Source organism: Streptomyces sp. CBMA123 (assembly GCF_014596465.1).
In the GTDB taxonomy this organism is placed as follows: Bacteria; Actinomycetota; Actinomycetes; order Streptomycetales; family Streptomycetaceae; genus Kitasatospora.
Window position 1 is genome coordinate 1 of the sequence record NZ_MECK01000037.1, and the last position, 24,114, is coordinate 24,114.

22 protein-coding genes and 1 riboswitch are annotated in these 24,114 nt (G+C 72.6%); of the genes, 7 read left to right on the forward strand and 15 right to left on the reverse strand.

The window, feature by feature from the left end:
* The 3 genes from BG452_RS06705 to BG452_RS06715 form a co-directional block, all read right to left on the reverse strand.
* The coding region (locus BG452_RS06705) for a hypothetical protein (RefSeq protein ID WP_262985981.1) at positions 1 to 747 on the reverse strand (747 nt) is incomplete at its 3' end.
* A 137-nt stretch (positions 748 to 884) separates the two neighbouring features.
* Entirely contained in the window at positions 885 to 2,339 is a 1,455-nt protein-coding gene (locus tag BG452_RS06710; RefSeq protein ID WP_188303247.1) for a glycoside hydrolase family 26 protein, read from the reverse strand.
* Between the two features lie 136 nt (positions 2,340 to 2,475).
* Positions 2,476 to 3,267 (reverse strand): hypothetical protein, encoded by a 792-nt coding sequence (locus BG452_RS06715; RefSeq protein ID WP_188303248.1) that lies wholly within the window; start codon positions 3,265 to 3,267, stop codon positions 2,476 to 2,478.
* A gap of 696 nt (positions 3,268 to 3,963) precedes the next feature.
* A riboswitch (cobalamin riboswitch) is annotated at positions 3,964 to 4,096 on the forward strand.
* 189 nt (positions 4,097 to 4,285) lie between these two features.
* Here BG452_RS06715 and BG452_RS06720 point away from each other — a divergent pair.
* The 3 genes from BG452_RS06720 (at position 4,286) to BG452_RS06730 (ending at position 8,280) form a co-directional block, all read left to right on the forward strand.
* Entirely contained in the window at positions 4,286 to 6,706 is a 2,421-nt protein-coding gene (locus BG452_RS06720) for a ribonucleoside-diphosphate reductase subunit alpha (protein ID WP_188303264.1), read from the forward strand.
* Entirely contained in the window at positions 6,706 to 7,722 is a 1,017-nt protein-coding gene (locus BG452_RS06725; RefSeq protein WP_188303249.1) for a ribonucleotide-diphosphate reductase subunit beta, read from the forward strand. Before BG452_RS06720 ends, BG452_RS06725 begins: the two co-directional genes overlap by 1 nt.
* A gap of 186 nt (positions 7,723 to 7,908) precedes the next feature.
* Positions 7,909 to 8,280, forward strand: a complete 372-nt coding sequence (locus BG452_RS06730) for a hypothetical protein (RefSeq protein ID WP_188303250.1) — start codon at positions 7,909 to 7,911, stop codon at positions 8,278 to 8,280.
* 57 nt (positions 8,281 to 8,337) lie between these two features.
* On the opposite strand, the gene BG452_RS06735 is transcribed toward BG452_RS06730, so the two are convergent.
* Both BG452_RS06735 and BG452_RS06740 read right to left on the reverse strand, forming a co-directional pair.
* Complete coding sequence (locus BG452_RS06735; protein WP_188303251.1) at positions 8,338 to 8,556, reverse strand: DUF397 domain-containing protein; 219 nt, start codon at positions 8,554 to 8,556, stop codon at positions 8,338 to 8,340.
* Positions 8,549 to 9,418, reverse strand: coding sequence for a helix-turn-helix domain-containing protein (locus tag BG452_RS06740; RefSeq protein ID WP_188303252.1), 870 nt, complete (start codon positions 9,416 to 9,418; stop codon positions 8,549 to 8,551). Before BG452_RS06740 ends, BG452_RS06735 begins: the two co-directional genes overlap by 8 nt.
* A gap of 226 nt (positions 9,419 to 9,644) precedes the next feature.
* On the opposite strand from BG452_RS06740, the gene BG452_RS06745 reads away from it, so the two are divergent.
* Positions 9,645 to 10,058 carry an ATP-binding protein gene (locus tag BG452_RS06745; protein ID WP_188303253.1) on the forward strand — a complete coding sequence of 138 codons (414 nt, stop codon included), beginning with the start codon at positions 9,645 to 9,647 and terminating at the stop codon, positions 10,056 to 10,058.
* Positions 10,055 to 10,327, forward strand: coding sequence for a hypothetical protein (locus tag BG452_RS06750; RefSeq protein WP_188303254.1), 273 nt, complete (start codon positions 10,055 to 10,057; stop codon positions 10,325 to 10,327). The genes BG452_RS06745 and BG452_RS06750 overlap by 4 nt, the downstream gene beginning before the upstream one ends.
* 161 nt (positions 10,328 to 10,488) lie before the next feature.
* Here the strand turns inward: BG452_RS06750 and BG452_RS06755 are convergent, their stop codons facing one another.
* Positions 10,489 to 11,082, reverse strand: a complete 594-nt coding sequence (locus tag BG452_RS06755) for a DinB family protein (protein WP_188303255.1) — start codon at positions 11,080 to 11,082, stop codon at positions 10,489 to 10,491.
* Positions 11,083 to 11,344: 262 nt separating this feature from the next.
* Between BG452_RS06755 and BG452_RS06760 the strand changes: the two genes are divergently transcribed.
* The gene (locus tag BG452_RS06760; RefSeq protein ID WP_188303256.1) at positions 11,345 to 12,565 is read left to right on the forward strand and encodes a serine hydrolase domain-containing protein; all 1,221 of its coding nucleotides are present in this window, start codon (positions 11,345 to 11,347) and stop codon (positions 12,563 to 12,565) included.
* Between the two features lie 64 nt (positions 12,566 to 12,629).
* On the opposite strand, the gene BG452_RS06765 is transcribed toward BG452_RS06760, so the two are convergent.
* Positions 12,630 to 13,604 (reverse strand): GlxA family transcriptional regulator, encoded by a 975-nt coding sequence (locus BG452_RS06765; protein ID WP_188303257.1) that lies wholly within the window; start codon positions 13,602 to 13,604, stop codon positions 12,630 to 12,632.
* Between the two features lie 128 nt (positions 13,605 to 13,732).
* Here BG452_RS06765 and BG452_RS06770 point away from each other — a divergent pair, with 128 nt between their 5' ends.
* Positions 13,733 to 14,029, forward strand: coding sequence for a putative quinol monooxygenase (locus BG452_RS06770; protein ID WP_188303258.1), 297 nt, complete (start codon positions 13,733 to 13,735; stop codon positions 14,027 to 14,029).
* A gap of 542 nt (positions 14,030 to 14,571) precedes the next feature.
* Here BG452_RS06770 and BG452_RS06775 read toward each other — a convergent pair.
* The 8 genes from BG452_RS06775 to BG452_RS06810 form a co-directional block, all read right to left on the reverse strand.
* Entirely contained in the window at positions 14,572 to 14,949 is a 378-nt protein-coding gene (locus BG452_RS06775) for a peptidoglycan-binding domain-containing protein (protein ID WP_223241857.1), read from the reverse strand.
* 233 nt (positions 14,950 to 15,182) lie between these two features.
* A complete protein-coding gene (locus tag BG452_RS06780) occupies positions 15,183 to 17,699 on the reverse strand; it encodes an ABC transporter permease (RefSeq protein ID WP_188303259.1) in 2,517 nt (838 codons plus the stop codon).
* A gap of 27 nt (positions 17,700 to 17,726) precedes the next feature.
* Positions 17,727 to 18,500, reverse strand: coding sequence for an ABC transporter ATP-binding protein (locus BG452_RS06785; protein WP_188303260.1), 774 nt, complete (start codon positions 18,498 to 18,500; stop codon positions 17,727 to 17,729).
* A gap of 193 nt (positions 18,501 to 18,693) precedes the next feature.
* A complete protein-coding gene (locus tag BG452_RS06790; protein WP_188303261.1) occupies positions 18,694 to 19,932 on the reverse strand; it encodes a sensor histidine kinase in 1,239 nt (412 codons plus the stop codon).
* Positions 19,933 to 19,934: 2 nt separating this feature from the next.
* The gene (cseB, locus tag BG452_RS06795; protein WP_317620930.1) at positions 19,935 to 20,648 is read right to left on the reverse strand and encodes a two-component system response regulator CseB; all 714 of its coding nucleotides are present in this window, start codon (positions 20,646 to 20,648) and stop codon (positions 19,935 to 19,937) included.
* Positions 20,649 to 20,828: 180 nt separating this feature from the next.
* Positions 20,829 to 21,482, reverse strand: coding sequence for a peptide deformylase (def, locus tag BG452_RS06800; protein WP_411292891.1), 654 nt, complete (start codon positions 21,480 to 21,482; stop codon positions 20,829 to 20,831).
* A 27-nt stretch (positions 21,483 to 21,509) separates the two neighbouring features.
* Complete coding sequence (locus BG452_RS06805; RefSeq protein ID WP_188303263.1) at positions 21,510 to 22,496, reverse strand: tetratricopeptide repeat protein; 987 nt, start codon at positions 22,494 to 22,496, stop codon at positions 21,510 to 21,512.
* Between the two features lie 310 nt (positions 22,497 to 22,806).
* Positions 22,807 to 24,114: HD-GYP domain-containing protein (locus tag BG452_RS06810; protein ID WP_411292892.1), on the reverse strand; the 1,308-nt coding region annotated here is incomplete at its 5' end.

Sequence of the window (24,114 nt, forward strand, 5' to 3'; positions counted from 1 at the left end):
CCACTGCTGCTGGGCCACGGTCGGCTGGTACGCCGGAGCCGCCTGGGGCGGCGGCTGCTGGGCGTACCCACCCGGCGGCGGCACCTGCTGCGGCAGGGGCTGGGCCGGCGGCCATGCGCCGGGCTGGGGCTGCTGAGGCTGGGGCTGGGGCTGCTGGGGCTGGGGCTGCTGGGGTGCGGTCGGCTGCTGGTACCACGCCGGCTGGGCCGGCTGCTGCTGCCATCCGGGCTGCGGCGGGCCGTACGGCGCGGGCTGCGGTGCGGACGGGGCGGTCTGCATGACCGGCCAGGGCACCCCGGCCGACGCGGCCTCCGGCCGCTCCCGCCACGAGGAGCGGGCGAGCAGCACGATCAGCGCCGCGGTGACGACCACGCCGAGCGCGAAGGTCGCGAGCTTCAGCTCGCCCTCGGTCGTCCCGGTGAACCACTCCCGCTGCGGCCTGTCCAGCAGCGCACCGGTCAGGCTGCGCACCCGGTTGTAGCCCTCGACCAGGGCCACGCCCGCCGCGACGCCGAGCGCCCAGTTGCGCCCGCGCAGCAGCAGGAGGCCCGAGAGCAGGTACAGCAGGCCGTAGTTGAGGCTTCCGGTCTCGGCGTCCACCGAGGTCCCGCCGTAGTAGAAGATGCCCTTGAGGTAGGTCGCGAAGCCGACCTGCCCGAAGCAGTTGTAGGCCGCCCAGCCGAGCAGCACCACGCCCCAGCCGATCGCCAGGCCACCGGCCCCACGCATCGGACGCGTCTGTGTCATCCCCGCACCCCCACCCCTTCGGCCTTCTCCGACCGTCCGTCCGCCCGCCCTCGGTTTCGCCGCCACAGGATGCCACACGGCGCAACGGACCCGGAATCCAGCCCGTTCAACGGATCCCGCCGACGGATCCCGGCGGCTCAGCGGACGTGCAGCCCGCTCCAGTCGATGCTTCCGCCGGACTGGCCGGAGCCGCCGGTGATCGCCAGCGGGCTGTGGTAGGTGGCGTTGACGTCCGCGCTGGAGTTGCCCGGCTGGTCCGGGGCCAGGTTGTCGGCGGTGAGCGCCTGTCCCCAGACCGTCCAGATCGTCCAGGGGGTGCGCCGCAGGGTGTCCGGCTGGCGGGAGTTGACGGGCACGGCGAAGGACTCGGCGAGCATCCGCGGCTTGCCGTAGGCGGCGAGCCCGTCGTAGTAGCGCTTGGTCCACACCTCGCCGGTGCCGATCGGGTGCGCCGGGCTGCCGCTGTAGTCGTCCACCCCGACCACGTCGACGTACTGGCTGCCCGGGTAGTAGTCCCACGGGTCCGTCCCCGGGGCGCCGTCCCAGGACACCGGCGTCCAGGCGAACAGCAGGTTGTGCAGGCCCCTGGTCTCCACCAGGTACTTGTAGGTGATCCGCCACAGCGCCTGGTAGTCGGCCGGCTTCTGGCCCGCCCACCAGAACCGGCTGGAGCAGTCCTTGACGTTCATCTCGTGGTACGGACGCAGCAGCACCGGCACGTCCTGGGCGGCCAGGTACTCCAGGTGGTCGGCCAGGTAGGACAGGTCGGTGATCAGCGCGCGGTACTCCGGGGTGTCGCCCGCGGCGTCCACGACCCGGCCGAACCAGCCCGGGTCGGTGGCCGCCGGGGATTTCGAACAGAGCACCCGGTCGAAGGACTTGACGTCGGATCCGGGGTAGGGCTCGTGGAAGGACATGCCGACGATCCCGGCCGGGGCGCCGCCGTTGTCCGGCAGTTCGGTGGTGCTGCCGTCGCAGTTGTGCTGGACGCCGGCGCTGTCGTAGGAGCCGTCGTCGGCGCGCGGGTGGCCGGACCAGACGGCGGCCATCAGGTCGACGGCGTCGTCGGTGTACTGCCAGCCGGCCCGGCAGGTGGGCCAGCGGCCGGCCGAGTAGGAGCGCGGGTTGCCGACGCCCCAGGCGTTCTGGCCGTAGCCGGGGCCGAGGTCGGTCTCCATGAAGCCGGGCAGCCGGCCGGTGATGTCGGCGGCCTTCTTGTAGTAGTAGCCGACCTGCTTGGTGCCCCGGTAGTCGCCGTAGCCGGGGTTGTCGCGCTCGTTGTGCGCCTCGACGTGCTGGCCGATCACCGTGCCGCCGCTGTGCCCGGTGCGGGCCTGGGCCTCCAGGTCCGCGAGGAACTGCTGGACGGCGCGGGCGTTCGGCGAGGCCTGCGGGTCCCGGGCCAGCAGGTCCCGGCCCACGTCCGGCGGCAGGGTCCGGCCGGGGGCGCCGACCGACACCGGTACCCGGACGGGCTGTTCGACCACGCTCCGGTCGTCGCGGTCCAGCAGCACGAGGCTGCCCGCGACGACCACGGTGCCGGCCGCGGCCAGGACGGCCGACTTGCCGCGCAGGGCTCTGGGCAGGGCCACGACCGCTCCTCCGGTTGCTCGCCGGTACCGACCCCCACGGACGCAACCGGAACACGCGTACGACTCACTCCGACGAGAGCCTGCCACACTCCCCCGGCCCCGGCGAACGGCTCCGCCGCCGGGGTGTCACGACAGGTCAGCCGGTCGGGGTGGCCGCCGACGTGCCCTGCGAACCGGGCGTGGCGGTGCCCGCCGCCTTGGCCCGCTGGAGCAGCTGGCCCTTCACGTGTTCGGCGAACCCGGAGGATGCCGCGGTCGCGGTGGCGTCGGAGGTGTTGCCGCCCTTCGCCGCGCCGTCGACGGTGAAGTAGGCGTACCGGCCCAGGCTGGCGTGGGTGCCGGTGCAACCGGGGTTGGCGCAGAACGCCGGCGCGCCCGCCGCGGGGAGGCCCTTGAGCTGACCGGCGAAGTTCTTCATCGCGGTCTCGGCCTGGATCTTGTGGTCGAAGACGGCCACGCCGACGGTCACCGCGCTGTCGCCGGAGACGTACGTCGCCCGGAGCACCTTCTGGCAGCCCTGGTCGCCGAGGATCTTGCCGAGCCCGCCGGTGGTGGAGTTGCCGTCCCAGCAGGGCTGGTCCAGCGAGACCACGGTCCGGTTCCAGGTCGCGCCGTTGATCGTCACCTGCAGGGCGGAGAACAGCGCCCCCGCGTCCTGCGGCGCCGGGTCGGTGGCGGCCTCCCAGATCGGCTTCGACGGGTCGTCCGGCTGACCGCCCGGGGTCCCGCTCGCGCTCGACGGGCCGGGGGTCGGCTTGGTCGAGGCGGTGGAGACCGCGCCGCCGCCGACCTTCTTCGGGTCGTCCTTCTTGCCGAGGAGCAGCACGCCGCCCGCGACCGCGCCGCCCACCAGGACGACGGCGGCCACGATGCCGATGACCTTCACCCGGCGCTTGCGCTTGCCGGCGGCCTCGTTGCGGTTCGCCAACGCCTCCCAGTCCGGCTCGACGCGCTGCGGCGGGCCGGGCTGCGGCGGAACCAGCTGCGGCGGGCCGGGCTGCGGCGGAACCGGCTGCGGCGGGCCGGGCTGCGGCGGAACCGGCTGCTGGGGAGGCTGCTGCTGCCACTGCGGCTGCGGGGCCGGCGGCTGAACCGGCTGAACCGGCTGAACCGGCTGAACCGGCTGGGCAATCGGCGGGGCCGGCTGGGGCACCGGCGGGACGGGCTGCGAGAACGGCTGCCCGGGCGGCGCCACCGGCCCGTAGGAAGCCGGCGGCGGGCCGAAGCCGCCGCTCGGCGGCGGCACCGGGCCCGGTACCGCCGGCTGCTGATTCTGTGCGCCCCCCGGCCCGGCGGGAGGCGTCCCCTGCGGCCCGTGCCCAGGTACGCCAGTTCCGTCGCTCATGCGCCCAGATCGTAGGGCATCCCCCTGAGCACCCCTAGGCCCGGTGACCGTTCCGTGGCGAAACCAGGACGCGCGGCGCGCGGATCGGGGGCGCCCGACGCGCGGATCCGGGGGCATCCGACGCGCGGATCCGGGGCGTCCGGGGCGCCGCCGCATCGCCCCCCGGGCGCCGCTCCGGCCCTCGGACGACCACGAACCGTCACCCGCCCGGGCACCGCCGGTCATCACGCCAACACGCCACGCCGCACTACATGTGGTGTCGCATCGAGGAGACACCACTACATGTATGCTCGCTTCTGCTGTCGATGCAGGGGAACCCGGTGGGAGTCCGGGACTGCCCCGCAGCGGTATGCGGACGGCTGGAGCAGCCGTACCGCGAGTCCGAGTACCTGCCGAACAGCGTGCCCACGGCCCTCCCGCAGAGGCCGCACAAGCACCAGCACCACACCTCCGGGCCTCGCGGGCGGGCCGGGGAGACACCTCGCGCGACGCTTTCCGCGTTCGCGCCGTGCTCCCCTGCCCAGATCGGTCCGGTACCCCCCGATCACGCCGCCGATCGCCGCCAGGAGAGAGCGCCTTGACCACCGCTGCCTCAGTCACCCTGCCCGCTCAGGGCACCGGTACCGCCTTCACCGACCCGACGGTCTCCGACCCCGGGGGCGCGCTGCTGAGGGTGCTCACCGACCGCAGCACCGACCTCCCCGAGGTCGACCCCGGCCATGTCGCCGCCGCCGCGCTGCGCGGCCGCCACGCCGGCTCGGACTTCGCCGAGCTGCGCGGGCTGGCCGTGGACGCCGCCGCGTCGATGATCGCCGAGGACCCCCAGTACTCGAAGCTGGCGGCCCGTCTGCTCGCCCTGGAGATCGTCGACGAGGCGAACAGTCAGGGCTCGGTCTCCTTCTCCGCCTCGATCGCCGTCGGCCACGCCGAGGGCCTGATCGGCGACACCACCGCCGCCTTCGTCGCCAAGCACGCCCCCGCCCTGGACGCGCTGATCGACACCGCGGGCGACGACCGCTTCGAGTACTTCGGCCTGCGCACCGTCCAGTCCCGCTACCTGCTGCGCCACCCGATCACCCGCAAGGTCATCGAGACCCCGCAGCACTTCCTGCTCCGCGTCGCCTGCGGCCTGGCGGTCGGCGACTCCGAGCAGTCCGTGCGCGAGGTCGCCGAGCTGTACGGCCTGATGAGCCGCCTGGAGTACCTGACCTCCTCGCCGACGCTCTTCAACTCCGGTACCCGGCACCCGCAGATGTCCAGCTGCTACCTGCTGGACTCGCCGCTGGACAACCTGGACTCGATCTACAACCGCTACGCGCAGATCGCCCGCCTCTCCAAGCACGCCGGCGGCATCGGCCTGTCCTACTCGCGCATCCGCTCGCGCGGCAGCCTGATCCGCGGCACCAACGGCAAGTCCAACGGCATCGTGCCGTTCCTGCGCACCCTCGACTCCTCGGTCGCCGCCGTCAACCAGGGCGGCCGCCGCAAGGGCGCGGCCTGCGTCTACCTGGAGACCTGGCACGCCGACATCGAGGAGTTCCTGGAGCTCCGCGACAACACCGGTGAGGAGGCGCGGCGTACCCACAACCTCAACCTGGCGCACTGGATCCCGGACGAGTTCATGCGCCGGGTGAACGCCAACGCCGACTGGTCGCTGTTCTCCCCCGCCGACGTCCCCGAGCTGGTCGACCTCTGGGGCGCCGACTTCGACGAGGCCTACCGCAAGGCCGAGCTGGCCGGCAAGGCCGTCCGCACCATCCCGGCGCAGACCCTCTACGCCCGCATGATGCGCACCCTGGCGCAGACCGGCAACGGCTGGATGACCTTCAAGGACGCCTCCAACCGCGCCGCCAACCAGACCGCGCTGCCGGGCCGCACGGTGCACTCCTCCAACCTGTGCACCGAGATCCTGGAGGTCACGGACGACTCCGAGACCGCCGTCTGCAACCTCGGCTCCGTCAACCTCGGCGCCCACGTGGCCCCCGGCGCCTCCGCCGACGACCTGCTGGGCGCCATGGACTGGGAGCGCCTCGACGCCACCGTGCGCACGGCCGTCACCTTCCTCGACCGCGTGGTGGACATCAACTTCTACCCGACCACCGAGGCCGGGACGTCCAACTCCCGCTGGCGCCCGGTCGGCCTCGGCGTGATGGGCCTCCAGGACGTCTTCTTCAAGCTGCGGATCGACTTCGACTCCGCCGTCGCGAAGCAGCTGTCCACGATGATCTCCGAGCGCATCATGCTCACCGCCTACGAGCGCTCCGCCGACCTCGCCGAGCAGCTGGGCCGCCACGAGGCCTACGGCGAGACCCGCGCCGCCCGCGGCGAACTGCACATCGACCACTTCCCGACGGCCGCCCCCCAGTGGGCCGACCGCTGGACGGCGCTGCGCGCCCGCATCGCCGAGACCGGCCTGCGCAACTCGCTGCTGCTCGCGATCGCCCCGACCGCGACCATCGCCTCCATCGCCGGCGTGTACGAGTGCATCGAGCCGCAGGTGTCCAACCTGTTCAAGCGCGAGACCCTGTCCGGCGAGTTCCTCCAGGTCAACCCGTACCTGGTGCGCGAGCTCAAGGAGCTCGGCGTCTGGGACCAGCAGACCCGCGATTCGCTGCGCGACGCCAACGGCTCGGTGCAGGAGCTGGGTTGGCTGCCCGCCGAGGTCCGGTCGCTCTACCGCACCGCGTGGGAGCTGCCGCAGCGCGCGCTGATCGACCTGGCCGCGGCCCGCATGCCGTACCTGGACCAGAGCCAGTCGCTGAACCTCTTCATGGCGGCGCCGACCATCGGCAAGCTCAGCTCGATGTACGCCTACGCGTGGAAGGTCGGTCTCAAGACCACCTACTACCTGCGCTCGCGCCCGGCGACCCGCATCGCCCAGGCCGCCTCCGGCACCGCCCGTGCCGCCGCGCCCGTGCCGACCGACACGATTCCCGTCGGCACCCCCGCCCTCACCCCGGAGCAGGAAGCCGCACTGGCCTGCTCCCTGGAGAACCCCGAGTCCTGCGAGGCCTGCCAGTAATGACTGCCGACGACCGCAAGATGCTGCTCGACCCCGGCTTCGAGCTGACCCTGCGCCCGATGCGCTACCCGTCGTTCTACGACCGGTACCGCGACGCGATCAAGAACACCTGGACCGTCGAGGAGGTGGACCTGCACTCCGACGTCGCCGACCTGGCGAAGCTCAGCGAGGGCGAGCGCCACCTGATCGGCCGCCTGGTCGCCTTCTTCGCGACCGGTGACTCGATCGTCGCCAACAACGTCGTGCTGAGCCTCTACAAGCACATCAACTCGCCCGAGGCGCGGCTGTACCTCTCGCGGCAGCTGTTCGAAGAGGCCGTGCACGTCCAGTTCTACCTGACACTGCTGGACACCTACCTTCCGGACCCGGAGGACCGCAACGCGGCCTTCGCCGCGGTGGAGAACATCCCCTCCATCCACCAGAAGGCCCAGTTCTGCTTCAAGTACATGAACGCCGTCGACCACATCGACTCGCTGCAGACCAAGGAGGACCGCCGCGCGTTCCTCCTGAACCTGATCTGCTTCGCGGCGTGCGTGGAGGGTCTGTTCTTCTACGGCGCGTTCGCGTACGTGTACTGGTTCCGCTCGCGCGGCCTGCTGCACGGCCTGGCCACCGGCACCAACTGGGTGTTCCGCGACGAGTCCATGCACATGGACTTCGCGATGTCGGTCGTCGACACCGTCCGCGAGGAGGAGCCCGACCTCTTCGACGACGAGATGGCCAAGCAGGTCACCGAGATGCTGGAGGAGGCCGTCGAGGCCGAGCTCCAGTTCGCCCAGGACCTGTGCGGTGACGGTCTCGCCGGCATGAACACCGACTCCATGCGCCAGTACCTGGAGGCCGTGGCGGACCAGCGCCTGGCCCGGCTCGGGATGCCGATCCGCTACGGGTCCACCAACCCGTTCGGGTTCATGGAGCTCCAGAACGTGCAGGAGCTGACCAACTTCTTCGAGCGCCGCGTGTCGGCGTACCAGGTCGCGGTCGAGGGCACCGTCGCCTTCGACGACGACTTCTAAGTCAACAGCGTTCAGCAAGACAGCGGAGCTGCCGTCCCACGGCAGCTCCGCTGTCAGTTCTCGGTATACGGGGGTAGCCCAGACATGCCCAAGCTCCAACAGCGTGTGATCGACGGCCCGTTCGGGCCGATACAGGTCAGTCATGACCGCTGGCCGTCCGTCGTGGCCCGGGTGCAGGGGGCGGGGATGCCCACCGTCACGGTGGTGCCCGACCGCGACCACGGCGCGATGAACATCGGCGGCCACAACGTGCCGATGAGCCGGAAGTCCCGCACCCGCACTGCCGTGGTCGGCGACCGCACCTACGAGCTGCGGTCCACCAGCCTGCGCCGGGCGGAGCTGCGCCGCAACGGGGTGCTCATCGCCCACGCGCGCGGCACGTACAGATCGTACGCCCCCGGCCGCTCGATTCCCGGCCTGGACGCCAAGGTGACGTGGTCCCACGGCATCGACCCCACGGATGTGGCTGTAGGCCAGTCCATGGTCATCGGCTTCGGCGCCGGCGCCCCGGGCGTGGTTCTGAGGACCATCTTCTTCTGGTACGACAACCTCAGCTGAGCAAACAGACAGGGGTGCCCCGCACGGCCACAGCCCGTGCGGGGCACCCCTGTTGTTTCAGTCGGTCGGAAACTCCCCGGACTTGACCCCGGCCACGAAGGACGCCCAGGCATCAGCCGGGAAGAGCAGAACCGGCCCACCCAGGTCCTTCGAGTCCCGGACGGGCACAACCCCGACCACGCCTATGGCTATCTCCACACAGTTGCTCTGCGCACCTGAGAACGATGATTTTCTCCAGATGAGCTCAACGGCCGCACCCTGGGGGACGCTACTCATCGCTGTCATTTCCTTTCGCAATGCGCTCGATGAACGCAATCGACTCCTTGCGGGGCAGCGACTCGGCCAGACCCCGCCGGAACAGGCTGGAGTACTTGAAGACCTCGCCTGGCTCTTCGATGTAGAGCGTGCTGAGGAGACTGTCCACGTACACCACGTCCGTCTCCGTACTCTCGGGGAAGCTCAGGATGACGAGCGGACCGAACAGCGCCGCATGAACATCCGATTCCTCCGGCAGCACCTGGATGTTGATATTGGGCCGGCCCGCCATGGCGACCAGATAGTCGAGCTGCTCTCTCATCACCGCCCGCCCACCGATCTGGTGCTTCAACACGGACTCCGACAGCACGACCCAGAGCCGAAGCGGCGATTCGCGCGTCAGGACCGATCGCCGCTCCAGCCGGACCTTCGTCAGTTGCTCAACCTGCTCGACGCTGGCGTCCTCTATCTGCGCCCGAACGACAGCCCGGGTGTAGTCCTCCGTTTGCAGGAGCCCGGGGACAAGGAAGGTCTCCACGCTGTAGGCATCCGAGGCATCAGCCTCCAGCGAGATGTAGTCGGCGTAGAGCGGCGACAGCGCGTCCGAATACCTGTCCCACCAGCCGCGCAGGCGTCCCTCCCGGGACAACTCCTCAAGTCGGCTACGCACCGCATGGTCCGTCACACCGTAGAGGTCAAGCAGCAGCCTGAGGTCCACGAGTCTGATACCGGACTGCGCGGCTTCGATCCGGCTGATCTTGCTCTCGGCGCAGTCCAGCTGCCTGGCGGCCTGAACCATCGTCATCCGCGCAGCAACCCGCAACTCCTTGAGCGTTCGAGCGAGCCGTCGCTGTCGAACCGTCGGATTCCTGTTCACGGGCACGCGTTGACCTCCCAGCCGTATGTGCGCTGCCAGTCTGCCGCCCTCCGCTCGGGACAACAATCTTTGACCAGTTCCAAAGTATGGACTTGCACTCCAGAAGACATGAGGCGCATGCTACTTACCGTAGTCCACTAGTCGACACATCGTGATCATGGCGGGCTTTCACCGGGCATCCCCATGCCTTCTCCAGCCGCTCTCACCTGCACACTCCAGAGGTGGCCCTGCCATGCGCGAACAGACCCGCTGGCTCCCCCGACACCCCAAGTCCCCCCGCAACGCCCGCCAGGAGCTCCGCGAGTTCCTCCTCCCCCACCCCGCCGCCGAACCCCTCCTCCCCACCGGCGAGTTGCTCCTCTCCGAGCTGGTCACCAACGCCGTCCAGCACGCCCGCGCCCCGCGCGACCGCCTGATCTTCGTCCGCCTCCAGCTCCCCTCCCCCACCACCCTCCGCATCGAGGTGCACGACGCCGACAGCGAGAAGCCCTCGCTCCGAACCGCCTCCACCACCTCCGAGACCGGCCGGGGCCTGCTCCTCGTCCGGGAACTGGCCTCCGAGTGGGGGTGCTGCCCGCGCCGGGGCGGCATCGGCAAGTTCGTCTGGTTCCACCTCTCCACCGGCTCCGAGGCGGCCGCCGCATGAGCGCCGTCCAGGCACGGATCACCGGCATCATGCTGCCCACCGTGTTCCCGAGCCTCGACCACGCGCTGCCCGTGCTGTGGGACCACGTCCGCCGGCGCCCGATCCGCGCGGCCCACCGGGACTTCATCCGCCTCTGCATCGGCCCGGGCGGCGGCGACGGCGTCGCCCACTGCCTCTCCCGCAGCGGCCGCTGGAGCGTCACCCTCTACGTCGGCGACATGACCGACTGGACCGCCCACCCGATCACCATCACCACCCACCAGCTCTGAACTCCCCCGTCCCCGCCCGGCATTCACGCCGGGCGGGACAGGGCACTGGTGCGCCGGAAGTCGACCCTGCCGACTTCCGGCGCACCGTGTCAGCCGTGCTCCTCCCAATCCGAGACGCAGAGCTGGGACTACTGCCGCACAGGGGCGGCGTCGGGGCGACCTCAGCGCTGCTTGGCCTGGGCCTCCTTGGCGGACGCCTCCAGTCGGTTCCGGTAGTCCTGGTACCAGGCCTCGTCGCCGCCATCCATGTTGCCGTTGTCCTCCCGCATACCGGCCTTGCCGTCGATCAGCTCGCGGACAATGTCGGCGTGGCCGGCGTGCCGGTTCGTCTCGGCCGTCATGTGCAGCATGATCCGCTGAAGCGTCACGTCTCCGTTGTCGCCCCACCAGGCGACGTGGCCCATCGCGTCGAGCGGTAGCGCCTCGATCGTCGCGTCCGCGTGCGCCCAGGCGCGGTGGTAGAGGCTGAGAACGTCCTCGCGCGACTCGTCGGCGGGTGCCCACATGTCCGAGTTGGGCTCGGCGTCCTCCTCGTGCCAGGGGAGGGATTCGTTGTGCGGGCGGCCGAAGGTCGGGCCGAAGTACCCGAGCTCGACGCTGGCGAGGTGTTTGACGAGGCCGAGGAGATTGGTGCCGGTCGGTGTCAGGGGGCGGCGGATGTCGTACTCGGACAATCCGTCCAGCTTCCAGACGACGGCTTGGCGGGCTGCCTTGAGGTAACGGTGCAGGTCATCCTTGGGATCATTGGGCTTCATGGGCCGAGTCTCGCATCACCTGCCGACAGCGGTCTCGCGACTTTGCCGGAGCAGTGGAGCCACCACCCGAACTCACCGTCCCCGCCCGGCATTCACGCCGGGCGGGGACGGCTCGAACGCCAGTAGCAGTCCTGACGTGCCCTCAGGGGTGGGTCAGGGGCGGATCGGGGTTGGTCCCGATACCGGGCGGGCCTGCCGCCGAGCAGGATGGATGACGTCGCTGAGGCCCACTCAGCCGTATCGATCTCACGGGGTGCCCCACATGAAGCCGTTCGCCCGTCGTGCCGCCGCGCTCGGTCTGGCCTGTTCCGCCGTCGTCGGCCTCACCGCCGTGTCGGGTGCCCAGGCCTTCGCCGCGAGCGGCGGCAACTCCACCGCCGCGACGGCCTTCCCGGCGCTGGACCCCGCCGCGCTCCAGGCCGCCCTTGAGACCCGGCCCTCCGACAATGCCGCCGGCGCGGTCGCCCTGGTCGCCGAGCCGGGCCAGTCGTGGAAGGGGTCCACGGTGGACAGCCAGACCGGCCGGAAGATCCCGGAGAACGCGCACTTCCACGCCGGCAGCATCTCCAAGGTGTTCGAGACCACCGTCGTCCTGCAGCTCGCGGCCGAGGGGCGGATCGACCTCGACCAGACCGTCCAGCACTACCTGCCGGGCCTGCTCCCGGACACCTTCGACCCGATCACCGTCCGCCAGCTCGTCAACTACACCAGCGGTCTGCCGAACGTGGACGAGGGCAAGCCCGCCGAGAGCGCCGACGAGACGATCGCCGACCGCTACGACTACCGCACCTTCGACGAGATCATCCAGGGCACCCTGCGCCCGGACGACCGCCCGTGGCCCGGCCCGCACTTCGCGCCCGGGAGCAAGCAGGAGTACAACTCCCTCGGCTTCCGCATTGCGGGCAAGCTCATCGAGCAGATCACCGGTGACTCCTTCAAGGACGAGGTCACCGCCCGCATCCTGGAGCCCCTGCACCTGAGCCAGACCTCGGTGCCGGAGGACGACCCGCGGATGCCCCGCCCCTACCTGCACGGCTACATGGCCGACGACCGCGGCCGGGCCGTCGACACCAGCGAACAGGGCGGCGACCCGTCCAACATGATCTCCACGACCGCCGACCTGGACCACTTCCTGACCACGCTGCTCCAGGGCGGCCTGCTGCCCGCCGCGCAGCAGAACGAGCTGTTCACCCTGCCCAAGGACGACGCGGGCAAGCTCGTCCCGTTCGTCGGCGGCACCTCCTGCAACCAGGTGGCCTGCTTCGGCGCCGGCCTGATGTCCACCCCGCTGCCGAACGGGGCCGTGCTCTGGGGCAAGACCGGTCACGACGACGGCTACGCCAACGGCATGTTCGCCACCCGCGACCTGTCCGTCCACGCCGTGTACTCGGTCTCCAACCTGGGCCTCGACTTCGGCGCCCCGACCCCCCTCGCCAACCGCCTGCTGACGGCGGTCCTCGCGCCCGCCGCCTCGCACGGCTGAGGCGGTCGGCCCTGTCCCCGCCCGTGGTGCACACCGGGCGGGGATGCCCGGAGCCCGCGGCCCGTCAGTCCGCGCCCGAGCCGCCCTGGCGCAGCGCGTCCAGCGTGGTGCCGCGCTTGCGCCGGACCAGCGCGCGCAGGGTGCCCACGTTGCGGTAGCCGACCCTGGTCGCTATCGCCTCGGCGCTGAGCGGGGTGGTGCGCAGCAGGAAGGTGGCCTGGTCGAGCCGGACTTCCTGGACGAAGGCCAGCGGCGTCATCCCGAGGACGGCCTGGGCGGTGCGCTGGAGGGTCCGTTCGCTGACGCCCAGTTCCCGGGCGGCCTCGGTGAGCGGCGGCGGGTCGGCGATCCGGGCGCGCACCCAGCGTTCGAACGCGGCCATCGTCGGGTCGGCCTGGGCCAGCAGGGTCGGTACGGCGAACGCGGCCTGGGAGGGCCGGTCGCCGATCAGCAGGTAGCGGGCGACCGTGTCCGCCAGTTCCGGGCTGTGGCGGCGCACCACCCAGAGCGCGAGGTCGATGTGGGCGAAGGCGGCGCCGGCGGTGGTCGCCCGGCCGTCCTGGACGAGGGTGCGGGACTCGTCCAGCAGCACCCCGGGGTAGCGGGTGCGGAAGAACGGGCCCAGCCACCAGCTGGTGGTGGCCCGCAGCTGGTCGAGCGCGCCGGCCTCGGCCAGGAAGAACGTGCCCGTGCAGGCGGCGCCGACCGGGGTGCCGGCCTCGGCCAGCCTGCCGCCGAGTTCCGTGGCCCAGGCGTTGGCGGGTGAGCGGACGGCCGCCAGCACCGCGTCGGGTGTCTTGAACCCGGTCGCGGGCATCAGCAGCAGGTCCGGCCGGTGGGGCAGTTCGTCGGCGGGCACGGTCGCCAGGGTGAGGCCGTTGCCGGTGCGCACCTCGGTGCCGGCCCCGACCACGGTCACCGTGAACGGCGGCGTCTCCTCGCCCTGGAGGCGTACGGCGTTCGCCGTGCCGAGCACGTCGAGGAGGGCGGAGAGTCCGGAGTCGAAGATGCCGTCGACGGCCACCAGGGCGATCTGCATGTCGGAAACGGTAGCCGACACGTCGTTTCCGCCACTCGTGGGTCGGTTTTCGGCCCCGTAGCTTGTGATTCGGGCCGAACGGGGCCCATCCCGCAAGGGGCTTCACGACACGTACGAGGGAGACCGACATGACGCTCAAGCTGGGTGTGCTGGCCCTGCTCACCGCCAAGCCCGGCAAGGAGTCCGAGGTGGCGGCGCTGCTGGACACCGCCCGCGCCATCGCCGCCGAGGAGGCCGGCACCCAGGTCTGGTACGCCTTCCAGGTCGACGGCTCCACCTTCGGCATCTTCGACGCCTTCGCCGACGACGCGGGCCGCCAGGCCCACCTGACCGGTCGCATCCCCGCCGCCCTCGCCCAGGTCGGCCCGGACCTCCTCGCCGCCGACCCGGACATCCGCCTGGTCGACATCCTCGCGGTCAAGTAACCCTTCCGCGTTCGGGCCCGGTGTGCGGGAAGTCGGCCCCAGCCGACTTCCCGTGCACACCTCAGCCGTGGCGCTCCCGGTCATCCGCGCCGCAGCGGCCGGAGCCCGGCGTCCACGCCGGGCGGGGAGGGAAGTCCCGCGACCTGGACCCACCCGTCAACGCGAACGAGCGGATACGACCCCTTCGCGTGAACGTGGGCATACCGACTCCGGCTACGGGCAAGCTCGACCATGGCGATCAAGCCGCACCGCCCGCTCAACCGGGCATCCCCGGAAGGAAGTTGCCATGGAGAACTCAACAGAAGGCACGGTCTCTTCGGGCTGCCAGTGCGGCCCCGGCTGCTCCTGCGGCTGCCAGAGCGGTGGGCCCTGCCAGTGCGGCGGGTCCTGCCAGTATGGCGACTAGGGCCGCATGACGTCCTCGGCGACGAGGATTCCGGCGGCGCGGCCGGCCCCCGCCGTGGTGCGGGCCCTACGCGAAGGGCCCGGCCTCCCGGCCGGGCCCACCAACACCGACGCCTACCGGCGCCGAGCGCCGAACGTCACTTGAGAGTGGGCAGGTAGGGGTAGCAACCGTAGTAGTCCTTGGTGGCCTCGACCATGACGTCGCCGGTCCTCGGGCCGACGACGCCGTCCTGCTGCAGGCTCGCCCACGCCTGGATGGCCACGATCGCCCCGTAGGTGTCGGGGCCGAACGAGCCGTCCACGGCGATCCCGTGGTAACCGGTCTGGTACTGCAGGTCGTTGGAGATCTCCTGGACGCACTTGACGCTGGCATACGTGTTGCTCTTGCCGTAGCCGACCCAAAGGGAGCCGGAGTTGGGCACGGCCTGGGCGGTGCCGCCCAGGGTGCCGACGGTGACAAGGGCGGCAGTCGCGAACAGGAACGCGCCGCGCCGCTTCATGGAGGTGCTGGTCAAGGAAACCCCGATTTTGTGATTGAACTGATTGTCAGACCCTGGACTATACGGGTGTCCTACTGACGGGTCACCAGTACGGGCCTGGCACACCGCGTCCGGCCACGCCCCTTCACCGACCACCCGACACCATGGACTCCGACCCGCATCCAGGCTTCACCTACGGCCCGGCGTGGCTCCTCATCACCGGCTGAACAGCCGCCTGCCCCACGCCGGACGTGGGGCAGGCGAGTCGCTCACGCCTCCGCGACGGCCTCCAGCGGGCTCAGCGCCGCCGCCCGACGGGCCGGGACGGCCGCCGCGACCGCGCCGAGCGCCAGGGAGGCCAGGCACACCAGGGCGAGCGTCCCCCACGGCAACACCAGCGCGTACTGCGCCATCGCGCCACCCGCCAGCGCCCCGACCGCCCAGGCGCCGAACACTCCGCCCGCCAGGCCCAGCAGTGTGCCGAACGCGGCCACCGTCACGGCCTCCAGACGGATCATCCGACGGATGCCGGCCCGCTCCATGCCGAGCGTCCGCAGCGCGCCGATCTCCCGCGTCCGCTCGGCGACCGACATGGCCAGGGTGTTCACGATGCCGAGAGCCGAGATCACCACCCCGATCGCGAGCAGCCCGTACATCAGGGTCAGCAGATCGCTCATCGTCCCGGCGGACTGGCGCACCAGGGCGGCCCGGTCCTGCACCTTGAGCAGCGGGTTGTCGCCCACCGCCGTCCGCAGCCCGCCCTCCGTCGCGCCATCGCCCTTGACCAGCACCCGCTGCACGGAGCCGGGCTTGAAGCTGCCGCGCTGCACCTCGTCCCGGGCGCCGAGCACGTCGTGGGCGGTCGGGTTGTCCCGGTAGACGCCCACCACGGTGTACCCGGTGAACTCCTCGCCCCGGCCCATCCGGGCCTTGAGCTGCCCGCCCGTGCCCACCCGGGTCTCCCGGGCGACGCTGTCGGAGACGGCGATCCGGCCGGGCCCGAGGTCCTTGAGCGAGCCACTGACGAAGTCGAGCTTCATGACCTGCCCGACCCCGGCCGGATCGACGCCGGAGACCTCCCGGACCCGGCCGCCGACCACCATCGTGGAGTCCGCGACCGCACTCGCCGTCCGCACCCCCGGGGCACCGGCCAGCCGCTGGACGGCCGCCGGGTCGATGCCGGTCATGGTGCTGCCGGTGCTGATCACGTAGTCGGCCCCGAGGCCGGCCGCCACCTGCCGGTCGAGCGCCCGCCCGGTGGAGCTGCCGATCGTGGCGAGGCCGCTGACCAGCGCCGTACTGATCAGCAGGGTGGCGGCGGTCGCCGCCGTCCGCCGGGGGTCGCGCAGCGCGTTCTCCCGGGCCAGGTGGCCGGTGATCCCGAACCGGCGGGTCAGGCGCCCGGTCACCCGGATCACGGGAACGGCGAGCGCCGGCGCCAGCACGACCAGGGCGACGACCAGGACCCCGCAACCGAGCATCGCACTGCGCAGGTTCTCCTCCGAGGCGTCCTTCGCCGAGCCCGCCAGCGAGACCAGCAGGCCGACCCCGAGCACCAGCAGCCCCGCCCCGACGACCGTACGCGGCCGCGACCGCCCGTCCGGCTGCCCGGCCGAACGCAGCGCCTCGATCGGCGCGATCCGCGCCGCCCGGCGCGAGGGGAGCCATGCGGCCGGCACCGTCACCCCCACCCCGACGAACAGCACCGCCGCCACCGGCCGGGCCCCGATCACCAGTGGGCCCGTCGGCAGCCGGTTCCCGTCCCCGCTCAGCAGGTCCGGCAGCACGGCCGCGACACCGAGCCCGAGCACGAACCCCACCGCCGACGCGACGACGCCGATCACCACGGCCTCGGCCAGCAGCGAGCGCACCACCTGGCGCCGGGTCGCGCCGACCGCCCGCAGCAGGGCGATCTCCCGCCGCCGCCGGGAGACCAGCATGGTGAAGGTGTTGACCACCAGGAACGAGCCGATGAACAGCGCCACCCCCGCGAAGACCAGCGGCATCTTCTGGTAGCCCCGGGTCAACGTGCCGACGTAGATCGCCTGTTGGGCGGCCTGCGCCTGCCCGGTGGTGACCTCGGCCCGGCCGGCCGGGAGCAGCCCCTCGATCCGCCGCGCCAGCTCGTACTGGTCGGCCCCCGACCCGGCCGCGATCTCAAGGCCGGTGTAGTGACCGGGAGTTGCGAACAGCTGCTGTGCGGTGGCCCGGTCGAACAGGGTGAGGGTGCCGCCGGCCGTGACCCGGGTGTCCCGGGTGGTCACCACGCCGACCAGGCGGGCCGTGAACGCCGGGCCGTCCGTGGCCAGCGTGACCGTGTCGCCCGGGTGGAAGCGGCCCGCGTCCGCCGTCCCCCGGTCGACGGCGATCTCGCCCTCGGCGGCGGGGGCGCGCCCCTCGACCAGCGGGTACCGCCCCGGGTCGTACGCGGACGCCAGGTTCGTCCCCTGCCTGACCCGCAGCGGCGTGCCGTCGGCCGAGTTCAGCACGGCACTCCCGTCGGCGGAGGGCCGTACCGCCGCCACCCCGGGCACGTCTGCCAACCGGCGTGCGAGCGCGTCCGTCAGCACGTTCGGCTGCTCGGGGGCGGTGGGGGACTCCTTGGCGGTGACGCTCACCGCGACGTCGGCGAAGTTCTTCGACGCGGCGGCCCGGTACGCGGCGGCGGTCGAGTCCGCGAAGACCAGGGTTCCGGAGACGAAGGCGACACCGAGGCAGACCGCGAGGACGGTCATCAACAGACGCGCTTTGTGCGCCAGCACGTTGCGCAGGGCTGTGGTCAGCATGAGCAGCTTTCGGAAGGAGGAGTGGTTTCAGCCCGCGAGGGTCTTCATGACGTCCAGCACCCGGTCCGGCGTCGGGTGCGCCATCTCGTCGACCAGCCGTCCGTCCGCCAGGAACACCACCCGGTCCGCGTACCCGGCGGCCACCGGGTCGTGCGTCACCATGACCACCGTCTGCCCCAACTCCCGTACGGAGTCCCGCAGGAAGCCGAGCACCTCGCCCCCGGCCCGGGAGTCCAGGTTGCCGGTCGGCTCGTCGCCGAACACGATCGCGGGGCGCGTGACCAGCGCCCGGGCCACCGCGACGCGCTGCTGTTGCCCGCCGGACAGCTCGGCCGGCCGGTGGCCGAGGCGCGGGGAGAGGCCGACCATCGACACCACCCGGTCCAGCCACTGCCGGTCCGGCCGCCGCCCGGCCAGCGACAGCGGGAGCGTGATGTTCTCCAGCGCGGTCAGCGTGGGCAGCAGGTTGAACGCCTGGAAGATGAACCCGACCCGGTCCCGCCGCAGTTGGGTGAGCTGCCGGTCGCCGAGGGCGCCCAGCTCGGTGGTGCCGATCCGTACGGACCCCGAGGTGGGGGTGTCGAGCCCGGCGGCGCAGTGCATCAGGGTGGACTTGCCGCAGCCGGACGGCCCCATGATCGCGGTGAACTCGCCCTCCCGGAAGGCGAGGCTGACCCGGTCCAGCGCGGTGACCCGGGTGTCGCCGCCGCCGTAGACCTTCGTCAGGTCGGCGGTGGCGGCGGCGATCCCCGGCGTCGTGTGCGGGGCGAGCGAAGTGGCGATCACGAGGGGGTCTCCCATCCGGCATGCGAATCAGTGCACTTCGGATGGTGTCCGAGCCGTGTATCAGCGCCCCGGCCCGCCGTGTATCAGCGCCCGCGCCAGTCGGCAGCAGTCCGGTAGCAGTCCGGACCGGTCAACCCGGCGGCGGCCCGGCGGGCGGCCCGCACCGGTCAACCCCGCTTCAGGCCGGCCCGGCAGCGGCCCGCACCGGTCAGTCCGGCAGCCGCAGCGTGGCCACCGCCCCGCCGTCCCCGGCGTTGGCGAAGCTCAACTCCGCGCCGAGCACCCGGGCCTGCCCCACCGCGATGGTCAGCCCCAGCCCGTGCCCCGAGCCCCGTTCCGCGGCCCCGGTCCGGAAGCGGCGCGGGCCGTGCCGCAGCAGGTCCGCCGGGAAGCCGGGGCCGTGGTCGCGCACGACGACGGTACGGCCCTCGACGCCGACCAGCACCGGCGCGGCCCCGTGCCGGTGCGCGTTGACGACCAGGTTCCCGACGATCCGCTCCAGCCGCCGCGGATCCGTCTCCACCGACGCCACCGTCCCCACCGAGACCTCGGCCTCGCACCCGGTCCGCGTCACCGCCTCCCGGACCACCTCCCCGAGCGGCACCCGGGCGCGCACCGGCCGCTCCGCCCCGGCGTCCAGCCGGGAGATCTCCAGCAGGTCCTCGACCAGTGCCCGCAGATCCCGCACCCGCGCCCGGATCAGGTCCTCGGCCTCGCCCTCCGGCAGCAGGTCGACGGCAGCCAGCAGCCCGCCCACCGGGGTGCGCAACTCGTGCGCCACATCGGCCGTGAACTGCCGTTCGGTGCGCAGCCGTCGGCCCAGGCTGTCGGCCATCGCGTCCACCGTCGCCGCGATCTCCGCCACCTCGTCGTGCCCGCCGGTCGGCCCGGTGCGGGCGTCGAGGTCCCCGGCGGAGATCCGCCCCGCCGTCTCGGCGACCCGTCCCAGCCGACGGGCGAGCAGCCCGGCCCCGTACCCGGCCAGCGGCACGGCCACCGCCAGTGCGAGCAGCGAGGCGACCCCCATCGCCACGTCCAGCCGGGGCAGGTCGGACAGCTCCGGGCCCATGTTGATCCGGACGGCCAGCAGCGGGCTGCCCGGCCCGCCGGTCCGCTGGGCGGCCCAGACGCTCGGCCCGTCGTTGCCCACGACCCGCCCGTCGTAGGCGGTGTGCCGGGCGCCGTCGGCCGGCCGGCGCAGCCCGGCGGGCAGTTCCGCCGGGTCCAGCTCGGCGCCGTCGGCCAGGGTGCCCGTGCGCCGGTAGACGTCCATCGCCGAGTACACCCCGTTGAAGGCCCGCGCCTCGGCCCGGCCGCGGATGTCCTGCGCGGTCCACAGGTGCACCAGCACGCCGACCGCCACCGCGACCAGGCAGGCGGTGGCGGCGGCCAGCGCGGCGATCTTCCAGCGCAGCGAGGCCCGGCGCCGGGGGAATCCGAGCGGCACGATCAGCGCCTGAGCTTGTAGCCGAAGCCGCGGACCGTCTCGATCCGCTCCCTCCCGAGCTTGCGGCGCAGCCGCTGCACGCACAGGTCGACGACCCGGCTGTCGCCGTCCCAGCCGTACTCCCAGACGTTGCGCAGCAGGGTGTGCCGCTCCAGCACCACGCCCGGGCGGGCGGCGAACTCCAACAGCAGCTTGAGCTCGGTCGGGGTCAGCGCCACCGGCTGCCCGCCGACGGACACCTCCATGCCGGCGGTGTCGACGGCCAGGTCCCCGAAGACCAGCACCTCCCCGTCGGCCTCCCCGGGCGAGGGCGCGGCGGCAGCGGTGTACGTCGCGCGCCGCAGCAGCGAGCGGATGCGCGCGACCAGCACGAACGTGTCGACCGGCTTGACCACGTAGTCGTCCGCCCCGGCCTCCAGCCCGGCGACGACGTCGAGCCCGTCGCCGCGCGCGGACATCATCAGCACCGGCACCAGGCTGGTCTCCCGGACCCTGCGGCACAGGCCGATCCCGTCCAGGCCGGGCAGCATCACGTCCAGGATCAGCAGGTCGAACGGCTCGTCCCGGAACAGCTCCAGCCCGGTGAGGCCGTCGGCCGCGGCCCGCAGCTCGTAGCCGTAGCGCTCCAGCGCGACGGTGAAGGAGCGGCGCATCAGGTCGTCGTCCTCCACCAGCAGCACGCGGACGGGGCGCGGGGGCGGTACGGGCGAGGACACGGGCGGCGGGCTCCACTTCGCACGGCGGCGGACAAGGGAACGATACGGCAGATACCGGGCGCACCGGCCGCGCGGAGCGTTTCGACGGCGGACCGAGCGCTCACTGAAACCCGGCGGATACAAACGGGCGAGGGCCGGCCCGGGCATCGCCCGGACCGGCCCTCAACTCGCCTTCAAGCCTTACACGTTCGGCACCGTCGCGTACTTCGGGGTGCCCTCGGCCATCTGCTTCAGGGCGTCCTTGCGGTCCCGCTTCGACAGCTTGTCGATGTAGAGGGTGCCGTACAGGTGGTCGGTCTCGTGCAGCAGGCAGCGGGCGAAGAAGCCGGTGCCCTCCACCCGGATCGGCTGACCGTCCTTGTCGACGCCGGTCACGGCCGCGTAGTCCGGGCGCGGCAGCTCGGCGTAGGCGGTGGGGACGGACAGGCAGCCCTCGTTGCTGTCGTCGAGCTCCCGGCGACGGTCGGCCGGGTACTCCTCCAGCTTGGGGTTGATCACGTGGCCGATGTGGCGCACGCCCTCGTCGTCCGGGCAGTCGTAGACGAAGACCTTGAGGTCGACACCGATCTGGTTCGCGGCCAGGCCCACGCCCTCGGCGGCGTACATCGACTGGAACATGTCTTCGATCAGCGTGGACAGTTCGGCGTCGAACACGGTGACGTCCTTGACCTCGCGGTGCAGGACGGGATTGCCGACCACGGTGATCGGGCGCGCGGTGCCCTTGGAGAGGTCGGGCTCCTCACCGATCACCTTCGCGGGGGCCTCGGGCGCCGCCCCCTCCACGTCGTGCTCGTGCTCGTGGTCGTGCTGCTCCGCCATGTCTTCCGCTTCCATAGGTCTACGCGTACCTCACCAGGGTACTCAGCACACTTCTTCGAGATCCCGGTAAGCCCGGGTCCCGGGGGCGGCCGCGACCCAGCGGTCCAGCAGCGTGCGGACCAGGTGCGCCGGGGCGGCCAGCCCGCACTCGCGCTCGACCAGCCAGGACATCCCGGCCGCGCCGCCCTGGCTGAGGTGGCTGAGGTGGCCGGGGTGGGCGGCGTCGCCGTCGTCGTGGGGGTCGTGGTGGGCGACGACCCCGTCGTCGGAGGCCATCCGGCTCTCCGAGCAGGCGCGGCACAGCAGCCGCACCGAGGAGGTCCAGTCCTCGGCCGCGTACCCGGCCTCGGCGACCAGCCGCTCCAGCGCGTCCCGGTCACCGGCGGTGGCGGCCTGCAGCAGCACCACGTAGGTCGGCACCGGGGAGGGCGCCCACAGCTCGATCTCGTCGAAGACGGGGTAGGCGACGCCCTCGGTGACCCGCTCGCCGTGCGGGGCGCCGTCGTGCAGCACCACCTCGCCCCAGCGCCGGCCGGAGGAGGGCAGCGGGATGGACAGCACCTCGATCCGGGCCGGGTCCAGGCGCCGGCCCCACACCACCTCGGACTCGCCGTCCGGGGACAGCCGCACCGGGGTGGTGCCGAGGTCCAGGCTGACCGGGCCGTCCCCGCCGGGGCCGCCGGGCACCTTCAGCCCGTAGGCCTGCCAGGCGCGGCGGGCCAGCGGCCAGTCCTGGAGGGCGGTGGCGGTGATGCCGAGGTTCCACCAGTCGGGGGCGCCGTGCTCGCGGTCCAGCAGGGCGACGGCGCGCAGGCCGGCCGAGCGGGCCTGTTCCCAGTCGCGGCGGAACTTGTGCAGCAGGGCGAGGTTGAACCAGGAGTCGGAGAGCCACGGCTCCAGGTCGGCGGCCATCACCAGCAGGGCGCCGGCGTCCTCGTAGCGGCCGTCGCCGATCAGCGTGAAGGCCCGGTCGGTCGTCTGCCGCCAGGTGGCGGACGGCCGGTGCCGTGCCCGGTGGAAGATCCTCACGTTCGTCCCTGCCGTCGTCGTCCGCTCAAGTCCCGTACCGCCGGGCCCGTCCCGTCCTCGACGGGGCCCGGGTCCCGGTGCTCCGGGTCGGTGTTCCACGCTACGACCGCATCCAACCACGCCCGCCCCCGCCCGCGCTCCCCACCGCCGAGGTTGGGGACCGCCCCTCCCCAGCCTGCCCGCCGCGGCGCGCCTCCTCAACCCCTGACGTCGCTCCTCGACCGGCCCGCCACGCCTCGACCCCGGTTCAGCCCCGGTTCGGCCCCGCTTCAGCCCTGCCCCGAACGGCCCGCCACGCCCCGGCCCCGGTTCAGCCGCGCCCCTGCCCGCCGACCCGGGCGAGCGCGTCCACCACCCTGGCGTCGTAGACCCGCCCGCGCCCCAGCCGCAGCACCTCCAGCGCCTCCAGCCGCCCCACCGCCTCGCCGAGGCCCCGGCCGCGGGCGGCGGTGAGCAGGTCGTCGTGGGCGTTGGCGACCCGGATGATCCGGGCGGCGAGCGGCACCGGCCCCTCGCCGCCCACCGGCCCGGGGCAGGGGTCGGCCAGTCGGGCGACCTGCTCGGCCACCTGCCGGGGCACCCCGGTACGGCTGATCACCTCGCTGCCCAGGCGGGCGATGCGCTGCTGCTCGTCGCAGGGCAGCAGCGCGGTGGCGCCGTCCGGCACCGGCTCGACCAGGGACAGCTGGCCGACGTCGTGCATCAGCGCCGCATACTCCAGCAGGGCGAGCTCGCGGGTGCCCAGCCCCAGCTCGCGCCCGAGCGCGCACGCCGTGTCCGCGACCCGGCGCGCGTGCCCGTGCGGGGTGTACCCGGCGACTTCGGTGGCCCGGGCCAGGCTTGCGATGGTCTGCCCGGTGGTGGCCCGCACCGCCGCGGCCCGCCGGAAGGAGATCTGGGCGAGCAGCAGCGGGGTGCAGAACAGCGGCAGCGCCCACAGCCCGACCTCGCCGGCCGCGAGGCTGACCAGCATCCCGGTGGCGACGATCGCCGAGCCGATCCCGAACAGCGAGCGCAGCTCGTCCTCCAGCGCGGCCGGGAGGCGCAGCCCGGTGGCCGAGGCGCGCAGCAGCGCCGCCAGGGTGGCGTCGCAGAGCGCGGCCAGCGCGGCGACGGCGGTCAGGAACGCCCCGTAGGCCGGGCCCTCGGGCGAGAAGCGGTCGACCAGGCCGCCGTTGTAGAGCGGCTGGAAGACGGCCGCGGCGAAGCCGACCGCGAGCAGCCGGCGGGCGGCGCTGTCCCGGCGGGCCGGGTCGGCCCAGGGCGGGCGCCGGTGCGGGCGCGCCGGTCCGTGCGGCAGGGCGAGGCCGGGCAGCCAGCCCAGCAGCAGGCCGACGCCGGTCACCGCGACGACCTGGAGCGTGCCGTGCGCGGTCGGCACCCCGCGCAGCGGCCCGAGCAGGGCGTACGCCAGCGCACCGGCCGCGCCGATAGGCGCCTGCTCCCGATCGCCCGGAAGGGTGATCCTGACGCATTCGCCGAGCGCGATCAGCGCGGAGAACGCCAGCGCGACCCTCGGCTCGGCGACCCCGCGCACCACGACCGCGCCGAGCGCGAGCACCAGCAGCGCGGCGGCGGCCGCGTGCATGGCCCGGGCGGTGCGCCCCCGCGCGGTACG

Excerpts from the sequence above, each read along its gene's own strand:
- BG452_RS06725 (WP_188303249.1), top strand. The coding sequence starts at position 6,706 with ATGACTGCCGACGACCGCAAGATGCTGCTCGACCCCGGCTTCGAGCTG.
- BG452_RS06730 (WP_188303250.1), top strand. The coding sequence starts at position 7,909 with ATGCCCACCGTCACGGTGGTGCCCGACCGCGACCACGGCGCGATGAAC.
- BG452_RS06735 (WP_188303251.1), bottom strand. The coding sequence starts at position 8,556 with ATGAGTAGCGTCCCCCAGGGTGCGGCCGTTGAGCTCATCTGGAGAAAA.
- BG452_RS06745 (WP_188303253.1), top strand. The coding sequence starts at position 9,645 with ATGCGCGAACAGACCCGCTGGCTCCCCCGACACCCCAAGTCCCCCCGC.
- BG452_RS06750 (WP_188303254.1), top strand. The coding sequence starts at position 10,055 with ATGAGCGCCGTCCAGGCACGGATCACCGGCATCATGCTGCCCACCGTG.
- BG452_RS06755 (WP_188303255.1), bottom strand. The coding sequence starts at position 11,082 with ATGAAGCCCAATGATCCCAAGGATGACCTGCACCGTTACCTCAAGGCA.
- BG452_RS06760 (WP_188303256.1), top strand. The coding sequence starts at position 11,345 with ATGAAGCCGTTCGCCCGTCGTGCCGCCGCGCTCGGTCTGGCCTGTTCC.
- BG452_RS06765 (WP_188303257.1), bottom strand. The coding sequence starts at position 13,604 with ATGCAGATCGCCCTGGTGGCCGTCGACGGCATCTTCGACTCCGGACTC.
- BG452_RS06770 (WP_188303258.1), top strand. The coding sequence starts at position 13,733 with ATGACGCTCAAGCTGGGTGTGCTGGCCCTGCTCACCGCCAAGCCCGGC.
- BG452_RS06780 (WP_188303259.1), bottom strand. The coding sequence starts at position 17,699 with ATGCTGACCACAGCCCTGCGCAACGTGCTGGCGCACAAAGCGCGTCTG.
- BG452_RS06785 (WP_188303260.1), bottom strand. The coding sequence starts at position 18,500 with ATGGGAGACCCCCTCGTGATCGCCACTTCGCTCGCCCCGCACACGACG.
- def (WP_411292891.1), bottom strand. The coding sequence starts at position 21,482 with ATGGAAGCGGAAGACATGGCGGAGCAGCACGACCACGAGCACGAGCAC.